Origin of the sequence: Laspinema sp. D2d (assembly GCF_025370755.1) — a bacterium.
Lineage (GTDB): Bacteria > Cyanobacteriota > Cyanobacteriia > Cyanobacteriales > Laspinemataceae > Laspinema.
The window spans coordinates 22467-42048 of the sequence record NZ_JAMXFC010000047.1 but is presented as its reverse complement, the minus strand read 5'-3'; the positions used below and the strand labels follow the sequence as shown (position 1 = coordinate 42048).

Sequence of the window (19582 nt, the reverse complement as noted above, 5' to 3'; positions counted from 1 at the left end):
CTGAAGTCATGACTTTGAACATCTCCCCCATCTCCCCTATCTCCCCCATCTCCCCTATCTCCCCCATCTCCCCCATCCTCCCCATCCCCCCTATCTCCCCCATCCCCCATCTCCCTTATGCCAATTTCAAGGCACTTACGGGTACTTCCTCCCAGGAGTCTACTGTTCGCATTTTGACACTCCAACCCCTGGTTTTTTGTTCATCGGAGAGATTTTTTAGAAAGGAGTCGTGACAGGATTGTGCTTGGGTTTCATCACAGCAGGCAATGCAAGCATAAACCAGTCCTGATGGATCGATTTGTTCGTTTACCCAAATAGTCATGATAAAATCCTTTTTTTCTGGATGAGATTGATGTCTTATTCTTACCGCCAAATGGACTGACAAGGCAAGAAAGTAGGATAGGTTTTATCCATGCTTGCCATTATGAAGGTCCAAAAATTTGGGGTAATTGAGAAAAATTATGATCCCGAGTCGTCTCTGGATGATGGTGGAAGAAGAAGCATCAGGGGAGGCGGGGAAAAAATCAGCCGATCGCCTCCTTTAACCTGCGCTTAAGAAGCACTTTGTTCGAGTAGGTCCTGGGCTTGTTGTCGATAGGCGATCGCTGGGGAGTCGCTGGGATTAATTTCAATCGCCCGATCAAAAGAAGCGATCGCCTCTAAAAATCGTTGGCTGCTCATCAAGGTTAACCCTCGATTTACCCAAGCTTCAAAGTTATTCGGTTGCAGAGAAATCACCCGATCAAACGAAGCGATCGCCTCGGACGGTTGGCTATTGGCTGCTAAGGCTAATCCCCGATTAAACCAAGCTTCAGCCCGATCGCTTTGCAATTCAATAGCGCGATCGTAACTGGTAACCGCATCTTCATACCTCGTTAATTTGAATAACGCATTCCCTCGACTATTCCAAGCTTCTCCAAAATCCGGCTTAAGCTGAATCGCTTGCTCAAAACAGCGAACCGCCTCTTGATGCTGTTCCAAATGCATCAAATCAACCCCCCGGTTTTGCCATGCTACCACCAAATCCGGCTGAAGTTGTAGGGCTTTTTCATAAGCATCAATCGCCTCAGCGGGACGATTTAATAAAGACAGAGTAAAGCCGCGATTAAACCATAAACTCGCATTTTCACTTTGGAGGGCCAAGGCGCGATCAAACACTTCCAAAGCTTCTGGATACTGTTGAGAATAAAACAGAACGGCCCCCAAATTACTCCAGCCCTCCAAATAATCGGGTTTGAGTTTCACCGCTTCGCGATAGGCGGCGATCGCCCCAGTCCAATCGCCCGCATTTAGTTTGGTATTTCCTTCCCCAAACCAAGTTTGGGCATCTTGGGGCGGAGTTGGGGCCGCTGGGGGTGGCACAGGGGCAGGCATTTGGCGCTGAATTAACCCGGTCCCGATGTTCAGGGCCACTTGACTGAATTCTCCACAGCCCAAGCGCCCCAACTGGACTAGACGCACCCCCCATTCTGGGTTCGGATTTTCTTGCCCTTGGAGGCGATCGCCAAAGCGTCGCAACCAATCCGCCCACAACTGAAGATCCCCACGCCAACTGAGGGCCCCTAAAAATTCTTGGACGCGATCGCGGTCCCAACCCAGGCGCAACCCTTCCACAATCTGGGTAAAGAGCAATTCATAATCCTCATCTTCCAGCGGCGGCAGTGACGAAGCCGATCCGGCGGGTTCTTGGAGTTCTGGACTGGTGGGTTCTTCTCTCAATAACCCTCTCAGGCTTTGCCAAATTTCCCTGACCATCTTCGCGCTAACCTCCCGTTGTATTTCTCTTTCCTATTTTATTGTGCTCAGAGGCTTCCGGATCTTAAAGGGCCTGGTATTCCGGTCGTTTTGATCTCTCCATCCCCGATGGTCCCCCAATCCTACAGGGATCAAAATCTCCCCCTATTTTCCTCTTGTTCGATAACGGGTTGAGTATTTTTCTCCTAGGTTGCACCCTGTGCGGTTCCCTTAGTCAAGTCTTGCAGTGGGAGCAATCCAAGGCTAATTGTAGTAGTTCTTACAATGCAACTTTACAATCAGGACCATCCTTTCGGTAGAAGAAGGATTACCCTAAAACAGGATAGTTTAGAGAGATGAAAATCAACAGCCAACCCATAATTTCCTCTGTAGCAATCCTAAATGATTTGTAACCTAACTTAGGGAGCCAGAGGCTCCCACGGACAACGTTTCCATCGGGGATCCGTGATCCAATCCCTTGAAGACTACTACAAGACAGGCTAAATTCGGCTTTTTTCAGCTAAATTCTTGGAGTTTTTGCGGGTCGTTACAATCCTTCCTCCTTATTAATTTTTTCTTTTTGATGAATCATGAAAAATTCTTCTACCTGTTTTTACCTAAAACAATTAACTGTCTTAGATACCCCGGGTTCTAGTTCATTATCCACGGTGGAATCTCCACGCTTGCCAAGACACTGTTGCGTTCCTCAAGCAACGCGATCGCCTCAACTGCCCAGACTGAATGAATTGGAAAGCTGATCTATTTCAAACTCGGATTTACTCCCTCCTTTGACCCTTTATGGACGTTATGAGTAGAACTCCTGAACAGCGAGAAAAATTGCCCCGGTTTGAATTCAGCCACCCAGTTTGTAACCCTAACTTTCTTCCAGAACTGATGGTCGATCAGGCTAATTTACAAGAGTTTGGTCAAAAAGTCTCGGTCATACGAGAATTAGAAATGAAAGGAGAACTCTCCAGATTTGAAAGTTCCCAGGAAATCAAACGCCTATGGGTAGCCCTAAATAGGTAATGATTCGTTATAATCATGAATAAAATTTAAGACCCCAGTAGGATTATCTAATTGTTTAGAAAATCATGAAGTTTTATAACCTACCTGGGCATTTGCTGTTTTAAGTATTCCTAAGCTCTTCAATAAGGTTCGTTTTTATTCACAGATTTTATATCTAGTTTGCGAGGCAACCCAGTTATCTGCTTGTCAACGCTTGGTATAGAAAACGGCACATTACTGATAAACAGGGGTAAATATTTCCCTAATTCTTCCCCTGATTTGGGGTTCCTAATTATAGCGGGTTTTGCTCCCCGGAAGTCCGAACAATTCCTCTAAATCCCCCTTGAAAAGGAGAACTTTGCCCGGAGAAGGGGAGTTCAATCCCTTGATAAACATTATATTTTTCAAGCTATTTTCAATAAACGGGCATCCACATTTTTTCCCTTGATAATTTTGCTACAATCTAGCCGCCTCATTAGATATTTATGACGACCCTCGCTTATTATCGGCACTCATCTAGCCATGAACCGGATGCTTGCCTCTCTCTAACTACGCTGCATTTTATTTAAACTTAGTAACAGTCGAGGCGATCGCCTACGGCATAGCTCCGCTTACCGCATGAACATGGACCTACCGATTGAAGTTACCCCAGAGCCCACAGACCCTAAGCAGCAGATTAACCCCACCTACTCGCAGGAGACAGGGTTGTTTATTCCATCCAGCATCGAGGAGGCAGTAGCCGAACTAGACAAGATGTTGCACCCAGAGTTCATAGAAAAAGTCCGCACCATACCCCAAGCCGAGTTTCTGGATTCACAACATTTAAACTTGGCAATGTGGATTCGCAATAACTGGGAATTGTGGCGGGTGAATCCACTGACTCAATCTTTGCGAGGTTTGGGAATCACGGACCCCGATGAGATGTCAGCCTTTCTATTGGGCAAATTCTGGCAGCATCTGCAACAGCCCTCAACTTGAGTCTTTTGAGGGGGGCGATCGCCACCAAATGAAAGAACGCCGAACCCCTACTTTGTAGAAGACTCGACGTTCTTTCATTCTGTTGATTTTCTAAAACCGGAACTCGGTTTTAGCGTTTTCAAGTCGGAGCGGCGGGATTCGAACCCACGACCCCTACCACCCCAAGGTAGTGCGCTACCAAGCTGCGCTACGCCCCGACGACGCTTTACTATCTTAGCATTAACTTTTTATGGACGCAAGAGGGAAATTAAAAAATTTTTAACACCCTTGCCGCCTCGACCAGTCCGGGGACTGCGGAGGCAGGCCAACTAAACTCGCAGCGCCGTCCTGTACTGAGGATAACATGAAGAAGATAAGCATCGGAATAGCCTTCTACCTCCATCCACAGGACGTCGCTTTCTGCTTCACAGGCGATCCGTTCCGAATCCATCAACTCCGATGCCATTTGAGTCATGGTTGTTGCTAATTGCGCCAATAATCGGCAAAAGTCATGGAGCTCGCCCGGGGTGAGTTCGATCGCCCAGTCATCTCCCCCGACTAACCCCTGATAGAGTTCTCCTTGGGGGTCCCACCCGATGCGCCATCCGGCACCACTTCTAATCCGTCGTTCTGCGTTAGGAACGGTTTGAGGAGACATCAACCCACGCCCCCTCTACAATCTCAATAAATCCGCATCCCCTGCTTCTGGCAAGGGGGGTGGTCCTGCCGGAGTTCTGGGAGGAGAGGAAGTTTCCCCTGGAGTTGGTCCTGGGGTTGCCTCTGGGGTTGGCCCTTGTATGTTGTGGTAGTTGGGATTAAACAGAGTGACGAGAACCTCGATTAACTCCTCCCGTTGCTGGCGGTTGAGTTGGGAGAGGATTTCGCGATCGCCTACCATTGGATTTTCTTGCAAAACCCCATTTCCGGGATAAGCAGTCTCGTCTAGTTGATCAAGAACGCCCAGATAGTCTGCTAGGGTCAACTTCCAATCCAGACGAAATATGGGCAGACGATTTTTGACATAGAGGTGATAGGAAATCAACCGACTCGCGAGGGTGTTATTCGGGTCCACCTCTCCAGTCTCTGTGCTGATGTAGTTATTTTCTAAGGGGAAATCGGGCAGGCGTTCATAGACTTGCCGCCACAGTTGCCGGGGGTCTACCCGTTGTCGGCGTTGAGGCGGTGAAACCTCTTGGGCGACGGCCCTGGGCAAAATTTCGGGGGAATCTATCTGAGGAGGTATTCCTAAAGATAGACCGAGTATTAACCCGACTCCGATCCAGGCGATCGCTTGCCTTTTGCGCTGCTTTTGCATCATCGTTTGTCTTCCTGCCACCAAACCCAATTTCCCCTCCAAACCGTTAATTAATCGCCGATGATTTCCGGTTGCGCCAGTTCATCCGACATTTCGACGATCGCCCGAATCACGGGTTTCATTGTCGGTTCTTCCATGCTGTCGAAATCTTCATAGCGACGACGCTTGGCACGATTAGCCACTTGGACAGTAATCCGATAGCGATTGGAAGCCGCATTTACTAGATCCTCAGCGCGGCGCATCAAATGTTCTGTATCAATAGTCGTCGCCCGTTTGTGGGGGGCAAACAATGCTCTCCTGGAAAAACTTTCGATTTTGTCTGTACTGAAGCTAGAACGCTTACTTTTTTCTGGATTGCCCGATCCACTATTCATGATTCTGTACCTTTAGGTAATTATGTTAATTTTAGCCAATGATGTAGATTGGTATCGATGTGTAAAGATTTTATAAGTACGAGGTCCCATCGCCTATGCAAGTTTTAGCAGCATCTTCTAACCGTTCCTATCGCGCAACCGTAAATCCTCGGAAAATAGTAGCCCTTGGAGACAGTCTCGTTTATGGATTTGGCGATCCCGTCGGGGGGGGTTGGGTCGAACGACTGAGACGGGAGTGGATGATGCCCTCAAGCGCGGGTCATGTACTGTACAATCTTGGCGTCCGAGGCGATCGCGTTTGCCAAGTCCTGGAACGACTTGAAAACGAGTTTCGCTATCGGGGAGAACTGAAAAATCGCCTACCCGATGCGATCATTCTCTCCGTTGGAGTGAATGATTCCGCCCGCCTAGGACGTCCCAACGGACGCAATTTCACTGACTTTAACACCTTTACCGCAGAGATTGCCCAACTTCTGGATTGCGCCCAAGCACTCTGTCCCGTCTTTTTCGTCGGCATGGTCCCGGTTAATGAGACTCAGATGCCTTTTTCGGATTGCCTGTATTTTAACCATGCGGACCAATATCGCTACAAGGAAGTAACTAGACAAGGGTGCGAACAGAGACAAATTCCCTATTTAGACTTATTTGAGTTATGGCGCGATCGCGGTGAAGCCTGGAGGCAAGCGCATTTATGCGATGATGGTCTCCATCCCAATGTAACAGGTTATCAATCTTTATTGCAAGATATTCAAAACTGGGATGTTTTCACCGGGTTTACTTCCGTTTCAGAAAGTTGGAGACATACCGCCTAAAAATATTCAGGATAAAAGGCGAGTTCTCAAGTCTAGGCGGTTCCAACAGCCTATTTTGTTCCAGTTTGTTTTAAGTAAAATTGTCTGTAAATTTAGTTGGGTATTACGATGGGCGATCGGGTTAGGGGTCGTCTTCCGAGAAAGATTGTACTACCAACAACGGGCGGGGGTTGAGACTCTCGCCTTTGTTTTGGGTTAACTTTAAACTTAATAAACAGTAGCAATTTATGAACCTAATTATCATACGAAATCCGGTTTTTAAAGGTCGATAAAAACCCGCACTCTCAAGGGTGGGGTTATAGGGAAGGAGCCTCTCCAGCGCGGGCTAAGAGAGAAAACTGACTTTTTGCAACCCGCTTCCGTATCCGAAACCAACTCAAGTCGTTATCCATAAGTTAAAAAATTCCGAGAGTGATAATTAAATCGGGTAGACCGATCGCTTCTTTGGCAGTAAGAAGAATCCAGAGGGCAGCTAGGAGTAAGGCGATGGTCACGATAAAAAAACGTTTTAACATCACTTCTTGACTTTTATGATTTCATAAAACTAGCTTTATTTTACCCCAAATAAATCCTTCATATTCAGGGCATCTTCTCCAATTCTCAGGGTGATGTCTGACTCTAGGTCGCCTAAAGAATTAAATTGAATCTGGGCAGTGGGTAAGAGGATTTGTAGCGTAGTTGCCGCCGGTATATCTCCGGTTTGTGTGATAATTTGGGTATGCCGTTGGGGGTCGGGCCAGTCAGAAGTTGGGTAAACATTTCGATATCCCCGAGATTTTAATTCCGCAACAATTTGACCCAAAATTAAGGGATTACCGGAAGCATTTTGCACGGCAATTTTTAGGGTTTGGGGGGATTTAGGGTTGGTAGTGCGATCGCCTTGGGTTCCGGGGTTGAGTTCCTGGTCAAAATAATGGTACATGACCCGATCGCGTCCGGTGGTATCGATATTCCAATAGGGAATCGGGACCGATCGCGCGGTAGAAAATTCTCCGGGGAGTAAGACCATTTTCAACCCGTGGGGCGATCGCTGTTGGACAAGAGTCACTAACCCCAATAGTTCTTCGAGGGTCAGATTGGTCTCAATGTATTCGTCCATCAGTTGCACGATTCGCGGCAATTGGGGGGAAAGGGTGGGACTGGCAAGGCGATCGCCGACAGATTGGAGAATCATTTGCTGGCGGTGGATGCCACTAAGATCCGCTTGATTTTCCGTGAAGCGAGCAAAACCAAGGGTTTCTTCCCCTTTGAGAGTTTGCCACCCCGGTTCTAAATTGACGGCGATCGCCTGGGTGGAATCCTGATAAGAGAGGGACTCAGGCACGAATAATTCTACCCCATTTAGTAAGTCGATGAAGCTGCGAAAAGTTGCAGCATCAGCGCGAATATAACGGTCAATCGGGATAGCATTGAGGGTTTGACTGAGGACTCGGGAGGTGAGGGTAACCCCACCCATGCTGTGTGCACTGGCGATAGGATTGCGTCCGCGATCGGGGATTTGCACGCGAGTTTGAGGAGGAATCAATAACACACTCACAGCGTTTTCAACCGGGTCAAACCGCATTAACCAGAGGGTTTCAACCGGATTTGATTCATTAGATTGACTGCCTGTTGTGGGAGTGACACCCTCCTCAATTCCCAGAACCAAAAGGTTAAGTGTTCGAGATAATCGTAGGGAAGGCAAAGAGGAATCTGTTTGTACCAACGGCAGTCTCCCTGAAGGGACTGTATTCGTGACTTTGCCATCAAACACCGCTACGATCGCCCCGAGGGTTAGAGAAAAAGTCGCCATTAACAGCAGCGTAAAGCTACCCAATAGTAACCTCGTCAGTCGTAGGGTTAAGGGTAGCGGAGGAATCGAAATATTTGAGGTGCGATTGAAACGATTGCGTTTGGGTGGCGGTGATTTTTTTTTCGGCTTTTGCGGAGGAATAGGTAAATTTTTATAGAGTTCTATGATTTCTAACACAGGGTTTTAAGGGGGTTTTTACAGGCGCAAGGCTTTAACTTTATTATAGAGCGCGTTTTAAGGGGCTGAATCGGGAAAATTCGTCAATTTTCCAAAGGTGAATCCCTAAAGAAGACCCTGGAATTCTCACCTGGGATTTGGCGAGGGGATATAGAGATGATCCTCGGTCGGGACCGCAGCAAGCTTCAGGAATCTTCCCTGGGAATAGGGCATTCTCTCTCCAAAGATGTAAATTTTTGTTAATTATCTTTTAAGGGAGGGAGGAATGGTATAATTGAAGAACCCATAAAAGAGTAAATTTAACGGGATTAAGTTGGGCCACTTTGGGAGTTTTCAATCAAAGCCTATGCCCCATCAATCCTTGAATGTTACCCCAAAAATTCCGTAGTTATGACCGATTTTAAAAAACTACTATTTTATCACCAATTTTGCCCAATTTCGGATTAATAATTTGATAGAAAAAATGATTTTATCAGGTTTCAAGCTAATCAAAGGGTCAAATTCCTAGGTTAAATTTTAAAATTATTTGCCGCCCCTCATCCCATTCACCTGTTACAAAAACCAACCTAAATTATAGCTTGATGGGGCGGGGAAATGGACAGGGACGGAGGTTGGACCAAGCCAATAACCTGGATTTAGCACAAGGTCACCCGCCCACATGGCTTGCCGAGAGCAAGCACAGCGGATAAACAGTGGAGCATTTAATGGGGTTACCCGAGGGTAGTGGAAAGCTCGCACCCCTAGAACTTGTGGGTGAATAACGGGCTAATTGTAGATGCCGAACACCAGAGCAACTTTGGGTAGAAAGGGTTCGCACTTCTTCAGGAGGAGGCGAAATTGGCTAATAATGGATGTAATGACCGAGGAGAACCTCTCCCTATGTTCGACCCAAAAACCCACCCGACTATCGAGAAAAAACTGAACTCGATGCTCTTGAGGAAAGACCCTGAGTGCTGGGGACACCCGACAGCGCAGGAGAACGGAACGAAAAATCTATAGGGCCTGCCTCACAAGAGACGGAGTGAGAGAGGAACCCATTCGGGGGAAGTCGTCGGTTGCTGATCATAGGGATTGTAAAGATGAGTAATACAAATTGGGCTAACCAATCGAGGCAAGAGTTAATCCGCGAAATTGAAGAACGGGGCCAAAAACTGAACCGGGCAAAACTGCGATTGCAGGAGATTCACAGTCCAAAATCCCATCAGAGAAGCCAAAAGGCATTCCCCAGGAGTCCAGATAACGCATTTTCCGAGGAGGGAACCGAGGGGTTGCGGAACCCAGAGGAGTGGCTACGGCTGGCGTTGGATGTGGCACAAATGGCAATTTGTGAATGGGATATTCTGGGCGATCGCATCACCGGAACCCCAGGCTATGAACTGTTATGGGGTCGCGATTCCGGCAGCTTTAACGGTAGTTTTGCAGAGTTTCTGGCCTGCATTCATCCCGATGACCGAGGTGCAATTACCGAAATCCTCGATCAAGGATACCAAGGCTGTGGGAATTATCACCTGAAATTTCGTGTTATTTGGCCCGATCGCAGTACCCATTGGATCGAAAGCCAAGGTAAATTTTTCTACAGCGATCGCCACGAACCCATTCGGGCCGTGGGAACCCTGCTCAATATTGACCAACGGGTGAGCGTGGAAACCCAATTGCGTCAGCAAAAACGCGCCCTGAGCGCCCTGAGCGCAGGCAATCACATCATTATTCACGGTAAACAAGAACTCGACATTTTGCAGCAAATCTGCGAAATGATCACCGCCATCGGGGGTTATCAATCGGCCTGGGTAGGATATATAGCCGAAGATGACCCCAAACGGATCATCCCCGTGGCCCAAGCGGGAGAAAACCTAGAAGAATTACTTCAGTCCGGCCAAATCATCGAGTCAGACTCGGGATTAGCAGCCCTAATCCCCTTAATGCGGACTGGGGGATCCCTCCGAGGTCAATATTGGTATCCAGAGACCGAGAGTGCCACCAGACGACTCCCCGCTTGGGAGGGGAATTATACTTCCACGATCGCCCTACCCCTACTCAATGAAGACCAGCTATTTGGCACCCTGAATCTCCGGGCTACCCAACCCGATGCCTTCGACCCCGACGAAGTGCAGTTACTCATTGAACTCACCCATGACCTCGCCTATGGCATCATCGCCTTGCGGCGTCAGCAGGATCACGCCGCTGCTGAATCCGCCCTGCGGGGAAGTGAAGAAAAATTGCGCCTTGCCTTGCAAGCGTCCAACATGGGAACGTGGCAATGGGAAATTTGCCACGATCGCACCGGGGGCGATCGCCTCCGGGTGACCTGTTCCCTAGAATGCCTGCACCTGTTCGGCATCGACCCTGAAACCTTTGACAACAGCTACACCGCCTTTGAAGCCTGCATTCATCCCCAGGACCGCATCCTCGTCCATGAAACCGTAGAAGAAGCGATCGCCACCGGGCAAGCTTTCGAGGTCGAATATCGTGTCATTTGGGGCGATCGGACCCTTCACTGGCTCAAAGCCCAGGGGAACGCTTTTTGGGACCCCAGCGGCCAACCCTTGGGAACCCTCGGTATCGTCATGGATATCACCCATCGCAAACGGGCTGAACTCCAAATTCAACAACTCCTCGCCACAGAACGAGTCGCCCATACCGCCGCCCAACTCGCCGGAGAGCAACTCTCCAACATCCTCGAAAGCATTACCGATGGCTTTATCGCCCTAGATACCCAGGGACAATACACCTATATCAACCAAAAAGCTGCCCAACTCCTACAAAAACCTCGGGAAGACCTGATCGGCCAAAAAATCTTTACCGAAATTCCCGAAGTGACCCGACTGCAATTTTATCAAGCCTGCAAGCAAGCCCTAGAGGAACAAACCTCCATTTACCTTGAAGAATATTATCCCCCTTACGATTGCTGGTTTGAAAACTATATCTATCCCGCCAAAGAGGGACTCTCAATTTTTTTCCGAGACACCACGGAACGCAAACGCTCACAACAAGCCTTACAACAAGCCAAACAGGACCTAGAAAGCCAGGTTCGAGCAAGGACAGAACAATTACGCAACGCCAACGAACGCCTAGAAAACGAACTCCAACACCGCCAGCGCGTGGAACAAGTCTTACAACGCGCTTATCAGCGCTTGCAGTTCCATGTCGAAAATACCCCCCTCGCGGTCATCGAATGGAACCGGGAATGGAGGATTTTAAATTGGTCCGCCCAAGCGGAAAAAATCTTTGGTTGGCAAGCGGAGGAAGTCTTTGGCAAATCTGATATGGACTATGCCTTGATTTACGAAGCGGACCTGGAAGCCGTTACCCAGCGGCGAAATCTGCTGATTTCCGGACAACAACCGCGAACCGTCTGCTGTAATCGCAATTACACCAAAGACGGACGGGTGATTGATTGTGAATGGTATTATTCCGCCTTGTTCGCCCCAACGGGGGAGTTAATTTCCGTTTTGTCCCTAGTCCTGGATGTCAGCGATCGCACCGAAGCCCTATCTGCCTTACATTCCAGTGAAGCGCGGTTCCGTAATGCCTTTGACTATGCCACCATTGGCATGGCACTGGTGGCCCCCAACGGTCATTGGTTAAAAGTCAATCGCGCTTTATGCGAGATTCTCGGCTATGACGAAGGGGAATTGCTGGAAAAAACATTTCACGATGTTACCCATCCCGAGGATCGAGAGACCGATCTAGAGTTCCTCCAAAGCTTACTCGCCGGAGAGATTCCCTCTTACCAGACGGAGAAGCGCTACTGCCACAAACAAGGGCAGGTAGTTTGGGTTCAATTAAGTGCATCCTTGGTCCGGGATTCCCGAGAACGCCCGCTCTATTTAATTGCCCAAATTCAAGATATCACCGCCCGGAAACGAGCGAGGGAAGAACTGCATTCTTCCCGGGCCCGGATCGCCGCGATTCTGGAATTAGCGGGGGATGCGATTATCTCCATTGATAGCAATCAACAAATTACTTTATTTAATCAAGCAGCAGAGCGGATTTTTGGGTATAGTGCTGCTCAATTACTGGGACAACCCCTGGAAAAATTACTGCCCTTGTGCTTAGATAGCACCGGGGAATGTGTGGTGAGTGGAGAAGGATGCTCCGATCATCTAGCCCAAATGATGGACCAGTCTGGGGAAATTATTGGGTTGCGCCAAGATGGGGCACAGTTTCCCGCAGAAGTTTCCATTTCAGAAGTGGAAATTGCCGGGGAACAGGTGTTTACCTTGTGTTTGCGGGATATTACCGATCGCAAACGGGCAGAAGCGGAACGGGCGAAGTTAATTGAAATTCTGGAGGCGACTCCGGATTTTATCCTCTCGGCGAGTGTGGATGGGACGGTTTTCTATTTAAACAAGGCGGCGCGTACCGTTCTTGGGGTCCCAGTGGACCGCCCCTTAGAAACGTTTCAGATTTTCCGGTCTCATACCGGGTCCGCCAATGACATGATTCAAAATGAGGGAATTCCCACAGCGATCGCCCAGGGGACTTGGATTGGCGAAACGGCCCTGGTGACTCCCGAGGGGGTGGAAATTACCCTTTCGGAGTTGATTATCGCCCATAAATCTCCCGATGGGGCGGTGACGATGTTCTCTAGTATTGCCCGGGATATTACGAAACAAAAGGAAATCGAAGCGACAGTCCGAGAATCGGAACGACGGTGGCGCAGGTTGTTGGAAACGGTGCAGTTAGCCGTTGTGGGACTCGATCGCCGGGGTGCGATCGAATATGCCAATCCGTTTTTCCTGGAGTTGGTGGGGTATGCACTTTCCGAAATTCAGGGTAAGGATTGGTTTGAGTTGTTTATTCCCACCCATCAGCAGCGGAGGCACTCGGAAGTGTTGGAGGAGTTGCGCACCCCTGATTTTTATTCTCACCCCCAGAGTATTATTGTTACTCGTTCGGGACAGGAGAAAATTATTGCTTGGAATAATACGGTGTTGCACGATTTGCGAGGGGTGGAAATAGGGACTCTGAGTATTGGGGAGGATATTACGGAACGAGATGCGATCGAACGGATGAAAGATGAGTTTATTTCCGTGGTGAGTCATGAACTGCGCACCCCCTTAGCTTCGATTCACGGGGCCTTGAATTTGATTTCCAGCGGATTAATTGACCCCACGGGAGAGAAGGGGCAACGGGTGATGGCGATCGCGGCAGAAAGTGCCGATCGCCTCGTGCGCTTGGTCAATGATATTCTAGATCTGGAACGATTAACTTCCGGCAAAATTGCCCTGGTCAAGGAACGGTACTTCGCCCGGGACTTGATTGAAAAGGCGATCGAAACCATGCAAGTTATGGCAAATCGAGCGGAGATCAATTTTCAGGTGGAATGCGACTCCAATTTCGAGTTATTTATTGATGGCGATCGCATCATTCAAGTGCTAACCAATCTCTTAAGCAATGCCATCAAATTTTCCCCCCCAGCTTCTACGGTTTCGATTTCCGTACAAGGGCGAAACCTGGCTCATCACCCCCTGGGGAAATTGGATGCAGACTCCCCCCCATCCCTGATTTTATTTGCGGTTCAAGATCAAGGTCGGGGTATTCCCGAAAATAAGATGGAAAGTATCTTTGAACGATTCCATCAAGTTGACGCCTCCGATTCCCGTAAAAAAGGCGGCACAGGATTAGGATTAGCGATTTGTCGCAGTATCATCCAGCAACATGGCGGTAGAATTTGGGTAGAAAGCGTTCTCAATGAAGGCAGTACCTTTTATTTTACCGTACCTGACATTACCCCGGAAACTTCTCCAGATGAGACCAACCATGAACAAACGAATTTTAGTCATTGACGATGAAGATGGCTTAAGGGAGATTATTCAATTTTCCTTGGAAGTAGTGGCTGGATGGGAGGTGTTTACCGCCAGTTCCGGACGGGAAGGCATTGCGTTAGCTCAAGCGGAACAACCCGATGCCATTTTACTCGATGTAATGATGCCTGAAATGGATGGACCGAGCACATTTCGGGCCTTAAAAAGCCATGCCTCTACCGAGCAAATTCCGACGATTTGGTTAACAGCTAAGGCTCAAATTCGGGAACAAAAAGAACTCATTGAATTAGGAGGGGCTGGGGCCATTCTCAAGCCCTTTAAGGCCGAAAATTTAGCCCATGATGTGCGAAAAATTTTGCAATGGACTGAATGACTATCGGCTTTTTATCAACAAATTAGGTAAAAGGCAATATCAATGGAATGCGCCTGCACCTTGGCGAAAACCCGGGATGGATCTCCACCCAAGATCCGCGATCGGCACTGTTTAAGGATCCGTAAAGGCAGTTTTTTATAAAATTTCCCGAGTTCCTACCAAGAGTCGAGCTTTCTGCGCGTTTAACCGTTGAGTTTTTTCCGAGTTTAACAGTTGAGGTTTTGCGGAGGGTAAAGGGTGAGTTTTTTCGGCATTGGGCTTGGCATTCTTAAATTGCATCGAATCCGATAAATTAACTAATTGCGGATGCCGATTTGGTTCGCGATTCCATCGGGGTTGAGTCGTAATGACGTCTACTTCATTATGGAAGTGACTCAGGGTCTGGGAGGAAGTGAGGGGAGCAGAAAAATCAGGCATGAATTGCCAACAGTGCTGACAAAACCAATCAACCTGGCTATGGCGGATATGGCGTAAGAGGGGATAAGAGCAACAAGGACAAGAACTCATAATATTACACCCAATTCATGCTTTTAAGAGAGCCGAACTACCGATTAAGCTAAATCTGACCCGTCCGGAGAAAAATTCCTGTAAACTTGAGGCCATCAGGGGTGTTCCGGGGAATGAGCTGATTCAGTCATTGACCTACACCCTAAGCAGAGATTGTGAATTACTGGTGAATTGTTAGGGAGTTTTAACAAAACGCAATAAATCTCCCATCCCTTGACAGATTGAGCTGTTTCGGTAACCTTCACAAATACTTCACTTTGTTTTTGTAGGGTTTCAGGACAGGTCAACTCCTATTTAATGCCACTGTAGCCCATAATTATCAAGAGTTCGGCCATTCCGGGAGTTCAAACGGGTTTGGGGGATTAAGACCCCAAGGGTGAAAACTCCCTTGCCGCCTCGCTCTATCTCAGGGTGGGATTGACTCCGATGAACCCGATCGTTTATAAAAAACTCACCAATTTAGTCATGTTACAAACCCTTAACCCCTGTGGGGCAAAGGAAAGGACGGTATTAATGTCCCCTTTAAAAAGTCTCAACAGTGCTCGGAAGGAACGGCTACATACAGAAGTAGCCCTCGATGTTTTCAAGGCGAGGAATCCTGCTTTAGTGATTGCCGTGAAAAACTTTTTAAAGGTGTTACCGACCCCTCAAGCGATCGAGGAAGTTTTGAAAGAAGCCACCTATGAACTAGCGGAAGTTGATCCCGAGTCTTGTCGTTGGTTAGTTCAAAATTCCTTACTCTTGATGCCGGAACTCGATTTAAGGGCAGAAGCTTGTACCTGGGCGGTGCAAAAATTAAAAGCCTGTGGATTTGAGGAAGGGCCAGATTTTCACCAGGAATCCCGCAGGCGCTTACAGTTAAGTGAAGTGGCTAAGTCTCAGTTACAAATTGGGAACTCGGTGTTAGAGGAACTGATGTTAGAAGAACTATTAAGCTGTTCAGGCTCTAAATTGGATGATTTGAGCGAGCAAGAGGGTTGTACTCCCAGAGGTTCATAATTAATTTTCTACTCTTTATTCTTTAAACAGGTAACCGATTCCCCAGGGTGCTAATCCGGTACTTTTGACAACCTGAGCGGTCCCTTCGCGAAGCCCCCAACCTGAGCGGTTATAATAAGGCAAACCCTAATAACCGTTAAGAAAAATTGTCCATGATACCCGTAATTCTGGCTGGGGGGAAAGGGGAACGCTTTTGGCCCCTGAGTCGCCGATCGCGACCGAAGCAGTTTTTAAGTTTAGATGGCAGTGGCATCAGTCTACTCCAAGCCACCGCCAATCGCTTGCTGGCAGTCGCCGGAGGTTGGGACGGATTGTGGGTCGTCACAAATGCCCAGATTGCCGATGGCATCAAGGAACAGTTACCCCAACTCCCGGAACAAAATATTCTGATTGAACCCCAGGGACGGGATACGGCACCGGCAGTTGCATGGGCGGCGATCGAGATTGAGCGTCGGGAGGGTCCCGAGGCAGTCGTCGGATTTTTCCCAGCGGATCACTGGATTGCAGATGAAGACGCCTACGGAAAAACCCTAGCTGCAGCGAGTCAACTGGCAACGGAAAAACCGGCGATCGTCACCCTGGGAATTGAACCCACCGAACCCTCCACAGGCTACGGTTATATCGAACAAGGGGAGTTAGTCGCCCCTTATCAGGGATTAAACGCCTACCGCGTCAGCCGCTTTACGGAAAAGCCCGATCGCGCCAAAGCTGAGGAATTTATCGCCACAGGCCGCTATACCTGGAATAGTGGAATGTTTATTTTTCGCGCTGGAGTGGTCATTGAGGAGCTAAAAACCCATGCTCCTGAGATTTTTGAACCCCTAGCCCAAAAAGGGGTAGCGGCTTATGGGGATCTGCCGAAAAAAAGTATTGATTATGCGTTAATGGAAAAAACTCAGTTAGCTTATGTGATTCCTGCCGCCTTTGGGTGGGATGATTTAGGCGACTGGAACGCATTGGAACGACTCCTCAAGGGCGATCAAACCAATGTGGAACTGGCGAACCATATCGGACTCGATACCCAAGGTGCAATCCTCTATTCCAGTAGCGATGATGAGCGCATCGTTACCATTGGGTTAGAGGATATTGTCATTGTGCGCGATCGCAACGTCACCTTGATTGTCAAAAAAGACCGCACTCAGGATATTAAACAAGTCCTGAAACAGTTGGAAAATGACCCCCGATTTAGTCCGGAATTATAATAGAGCGCCCAGAGGACTTGGGCGGTACAGATGACCCCAGGAGTGTGAGTATCTTGTTCCCGTTTGGATCATTTGGATCAGGGGGAGATGAGCGAGTATTTGACTCGCACTCCCGAATTCCGGGAACGGGAGCCCATCACTGGAGTAATCCTGATATTTGCCGAGGGCGATCGCAAATTTCGCCCCTCTCAATCCACTTGAATCTCAAGGAATTACAAATCCATGACCGAAACTAAAAACCCCACCCAATTAGATTCCGTGAAAGTCTCCGATAACGAACTTCATACCGAACAGAGATTTTGGGGAACCGTCACCGTCTTAGAAACCGGAGAACGGTATCGCATCTCCCGAGTCGAAGTTAAACCCGGACATCGGATGAAAACCCAAATTCATTATCACCGGAGTGAACATTGGATCGTTGTCTCTGGGACTGCCAAAATCATCTGTGGTGACAGTGAATCCCTACTCATTCAAAACCAATCTAGCTACGTTCCCGTTTGTACCCCCCATCGCCTCGAAAACCCAGGGGTGATTCCCCTCGTTTTAATTGAAGTACAAAATGGAGAATTTCTAGGGGATGAAGATATAATCCGTCTCGAAGAAGATGACAAAGAAGGGTAAACGAGAAAAGATCGAGACAAAGTAAGAAGAGAACGGGAAGAATCTCCGGATTATCCGTCCAAAAGGGACTATTTTAAAAGGTCTCTAATCCCCTCCCTGGGTTTTGGGGGGGGGTAGGGAAGGGTTCCGGAACCTTGAAATGAGGGAGATCCGCCGTTTAATTGTGTGGAATTCTTGATTTTTCCCCGTTCTGAATTCTTCCAATATACCTCTAACTGTTGAGAGTTCAAATGTGGTCAAACCTTACTCAATCTAGCGCCCGTCAACGGGAGATTTTTGAAGTCGTCCTGCGTAATGGTTGGGACTACATGAGACGGTTGTTAACGGGGGGCAAAACCGATGAACCGAAATTGCCACCCCCAGCAGTCCTCCGGAATATATTCGTAGATCTTGGCCCCGTCTATGTAAAAGTCGGTCAACTGTTGAGTACCCGTCCCGACCTTTTACCCGAGGAATATATTGATGAACTGACCGCATTACAAGCGGAAGTACCTCCAGTCCCCTGGGAAGATGTCGAAGTCACTATCCGCCAACAATTGCGACAACCGATTGAGGATGTTTTTGCCACCCTAAATACTGAACCTGTCGCGGCGGGTTCGATCGCCCAAACCCATCGGGCCACCCTAAAAAATGGTCAGGAAGTTGCGGTTAAGGTGCAACGTCCCGGATTGGAAAAGATTATTGAACAAGATATTACGTTGTTAACGGGATTAGCCGAATTAGTCTCGATCGCCGAGTTTGGAGACTCTTACGATTTAGTCGCCTTGGCCGAGGAATTTGGGACGGCTTTGCGAGGGGAATTAAATTTTACAGAAGAAGGAGCAAATGGAGATAAACTGCGGCGTAATTTAGCCCAGAGTCGCTGGTTTGACCCCAAAAAAATTGCGATTCCTGAAATTTATTGGAATTTAACAACAGAAAAATTGCTGGTCATGGAGTGGGTGGATGGCGACCCAATTTTGCTCGCAAAATATGACGGAATGCCCGGGGTTGATAGAGTTGACCAACGGAAGGCGATCGCCAATTTATTGACCCGGGTATTTTTCCAACAAATTTGTTTAGATGGATTTTTCCATGCTGATCCACATCCGGGGAATTTGTTTTATCTCAAGGATGGAAGAGTGGCGTTGATTGATTGTGGGATGGTGGGACGGATGGACCCGCGAACCCAACAGTTATTGATTGAAATGCTGTTGGCGATGGTGAATTTAGACGCCCAGCGATGCAGTCAATTGGCGATCGCAATGGCGGGTTCCACGAGTAAGACCGTGAATGTGGCGAATCTGGAAAGTGATTACGATCGCCTCTTGCGGCGCTATTATAACCTCAGCCTGTCTGAACTCAGTTTTAGCCAAATGTTCTACGAAGTGCTAGAGGTTTCCCGCAACAATCGCTTACGGATGCCTGCAAATATGGGACTTTGTGCCAAGGCGATCGCCAACCTAGAAGGAATCGCCCGTAATCTCGACCCCGAGTACAACTTTGCCGACCAAATCAAACCCTTAATGACCGATTTATTCGGACGGCAACTCATCGGGGAAGCGCCATTACAGGGATTACTCAGAACCGCCCTTGATATCAAAAATCTCTCCTTGCAGTCCCCAAGACAATTTGAGGTATTACTCGACCGAGTAACCTCAGAAAGTTTAATTTGGAACGTCGCGATGAAAGACGTAGAGGCCCTCCGTCGCACCGTAGATTCCTCCGCCAATAGGCTTTCTTTTAGTATATTGGTAGGGTCTCTGATTATGGGGGCAGCAGTCGTTTCCTCACAAGCAGCGGTGAGTAATGTCTACTATTTAAGTGATATTCTGTTTGCAGCAGCGAGTTTGATTGGGTTGTGGTTGATCATTAGTATCTTGCGATCGGGCAGATTGCGGTAAGTTTTAGTGTGGGGTAGGGTGTGGGATTAAACCCCCGCCTCATCACTGGAAGCGGGGTAA

General features: G+C 48.2%; 17 protein-coding genes and 1 tRNA gene. 10 read left to right on the top strand and 8 right to left on the bottom strand.

The features are described from left to right. Nucleotides 1–115 precede the first annotated feature (115 nt). Together NG796_RS23455 and NG796_RS23450 are read right to left on the bottom strand one after the other, a co-directional pair. A complete protein-coding gene (locus tag NG796_RS23455; RefSeq protein ID WP_261209594.1) occupies nt 116–322 on the bottom strand; it encodes a glycogen debranching protein in 207 nt (68 codons plus the stop codon). A 230-nt stretch (nt 323–552) separates the two neighbouring features. Then, nucleotides 553–1755, bottom strand: a complete 1203-nt coding sequence (locus NG796_RS23450) for a tetratricopeptide repeat protein (protein WP_261209593.1) — start codon at nt 1753–1755, stop codon at nt 553–555. Nucleotides 1756–2324: 569 nt separating this feature from the next. On the opposite strand from NG796_RS23450, the gene NG796_RS23445 reads away from it, so the two are divergent. After that, the gene (locus NG796_RS23445) at nt 2325–2492 is read left to right on the top strand and encodes a hypothetical protein (RefSeq protein WP_261209591.1); all 168 of its coding nucleotides are present in this window, start codon (nt 2325–2327) and stop codon (nt 2490–2492) included. A 955-nt stretch (nt 2493–3447) separates the two neighbouring features. Further along, nucleotides 3448–3720, top strand: a complete 273-nt coding sequence (locus NG796_RS23440; protein WP_261209590.1) for a DUF6794 domain-containing protein — start codon at nt 3448–3450, stop codon at nt 3718–3720. A gap of 123 nt (nt 3721–3843) precedes the next feature. On the opposite strand, the gene NG796_RS23435 is transcribed toward NG796_RS23440, so the two are convergent. The 4 genes from NG796_RS23435 to NG796_RS23420 form a co-directional block, all read right to left on the bottom strand. Then, nucleotides 3844–3917, bottom strand: a tRNA-Pro gene (locus tag NG796_RS23435). A gap of 50 nt (nt 3918–3967) precedes the next feature. Further along, the gene (locus tag NG796_RS23430; protein ID WP_261209589.1) at nt 3968–4357 is read right to left on the bottom strand and encodes a DUF1818 family protein; all 390 of its coding nucleotides are present in this window, start codon (nt 4355–4357) and stop codon (nt 3968–3970) included. 15 nt (nt 4358–4372) lie between these two features. Continuing rightward, a complete protein-coding gene (locus NG796_RS23425) occupies nt 4373–5035 on the bottom strand; it encodes a hypothetical protein (protein ID WP_261209588.1) in 663 nt (220 codons plus the stop codon). Between the two features lie 29 nt (nt 5036–5064). After that, nucleotides 5065–5274 (bottom strand): DNA-directed RNA polymerase subunit omega, encoded by a 210-nt coding sequence (locus NG796_RS23420; RefSeq protein WP_261209596.1) that lies wholly within the window; start codon nt 5272–5274, stop codon nt 5065–5067. A gap of 209 nt (nt 5275–5483) precedes the next feature. Between NG796_RS23420 and NG796_RS23415 the strand changes: the two genes are divergently transcribed. Both NG796_RS23415 and NG796_RS23410 read left to right on the top strand, forming a co-directional pair. Continuing rightward, on the top strand, nt 5484–6200 hold the full coding sequence (locus NG796_RS23415) for a GDSL-type esterase/lipase family protein (protein WP_261209587.1): 717 nt from the start codon (nt 5484–5486) through the stop codon (nt 6198–6200). A gap of 55 nt (nt 6201–6255) precedes the next feature. After that, nucleotides 6256–6399 (top strand): hypothetical protein, encoded by a 144-nt coding sequence (locus tag NG796_RS23410; RefSeq protein WP_261209586.1) that lies wholly within the window; start codon nt 6256–6258, stop codon nt 6397–6399. A 351-nt stretch (nt 6400–6750) separates the two neighbouring features. Here the strand turns inward: NG796_RS23410 and NG796_RS23405 are convergent, their stop codons facing one another. Then, the gene (locus NG796_RS23405; RefSeq protein WP_261209585.1) at nt 6751–8169 is read right to left on the bottom strand and encodes an LCP family protein; all 1419 of its coding nucleotides are present in this window, start codon (nt 8167–8169) and stop codon (nt 6751–6753) included. Nucleotides 8170–9248: 1079 nt separating this feature from the next. Between NG796_RS23405 and NG796_RS23400 the strand changes: the two genes are divergently transcribed. Both NG796_RS23400 and NG796_RS23395 read left to right on the top strand, forming a co-directional pair. Then, nucleotides 9249–13958 carry a PAS domain S-box protein gene (locus tag NG796_RS23400; protein ID WP_261209584.1) on the top strand — a complete coding sequence of 1570 codons (4710 nt, stop codon included), beginning with the start codon at nt 9249–9251 and terminating at the stop codon, nt 13956–13958. Continuing rightward, the gene (locus tag NG796_RS23395; protein WP_261209583.1) at nt 13933–14310 is read left to right on the top strand and encodes a response regulator; all 378 of its coding nucleotides are present in this window, start codon (nt 13933–13935) and stop codon (nt 14308–14310) included. The genes NG796_RS23400 and NG796_RS23395 overlap by 26 nt, the downstream gene beginning before the upstream one ends. A gap of 135 nt (nt 14311–14445) precedes the next feature. Here NG796_RS23395 and NG796_RS23390 read toward each other — a convergent pair whose 3' ends face one another. Beyond that, the gene (locus NG796_RS23390; RefSeq protein WP_261209582.1) at nt 14446–14817 is read right to left on the bottom strand and encodes a hypothetical protein; all 372 of its coding nucleotides are present in this window, start codon (nt 14815–14817) and stop codon (nt 14446–14448) included. A 426-nt stretch (nt 14818–15243) separates the two neighbouring features. On the opposite strand from NG796_RS23390, the gene NG796_RS23385 reads away from it, so the two are divergent. From NG796_RS23385 to NG796_RS23370, 4 genes are all read left to right on the top strand, one after another. Continuing rightward, entirely contained in the window at nt 15244–15816 is a 573-nt protein-coding gene (locus NG796_RS23385) for a hypothetical protein (protein ID WP_261209581.1), read from the top strand. A gap of 152 nt (nt 15817–15968) precedes the next feature. Then, nucleotides 15969–17018, top strand: a complete 1050-nt coding sequence (locus tag NG796_RS23380) for a mannose-1-phosphate guanylyltransferase (RefSeq protein ID WP_261209580.1) — start codon at nt 15969–15971, stop codon at nt 17016–17018. Nucleotides 17019–17240: 222 nt separating this feature from the next. Then, nucleotides 17241–17639 carry a cupin domain-containing protein gene (locus tag NG796_RS23375; protein ID WP_261209579.1) on the top strand — a complete coding sequence of 133 codons (399 nt, stop codon included), beginning with the start codon at nt 17241–17243 and terminating at the stop codon, nt 17637–17639. 230 nt (nt 17640–17869) lie between these two features. Continuing rightward, nucleotides 17870–19522, top strand: a complete 1653-nt coding sequence (locus NG796_RS23370; RefSeq protein ID WP_261209577.1) for an ABC1 kinase family protein — start codon at nt 17870–17872, stop codon at nt 19520–19522. Nucleotides 19523–19582 lie beyond the last annotated feature (60 nt).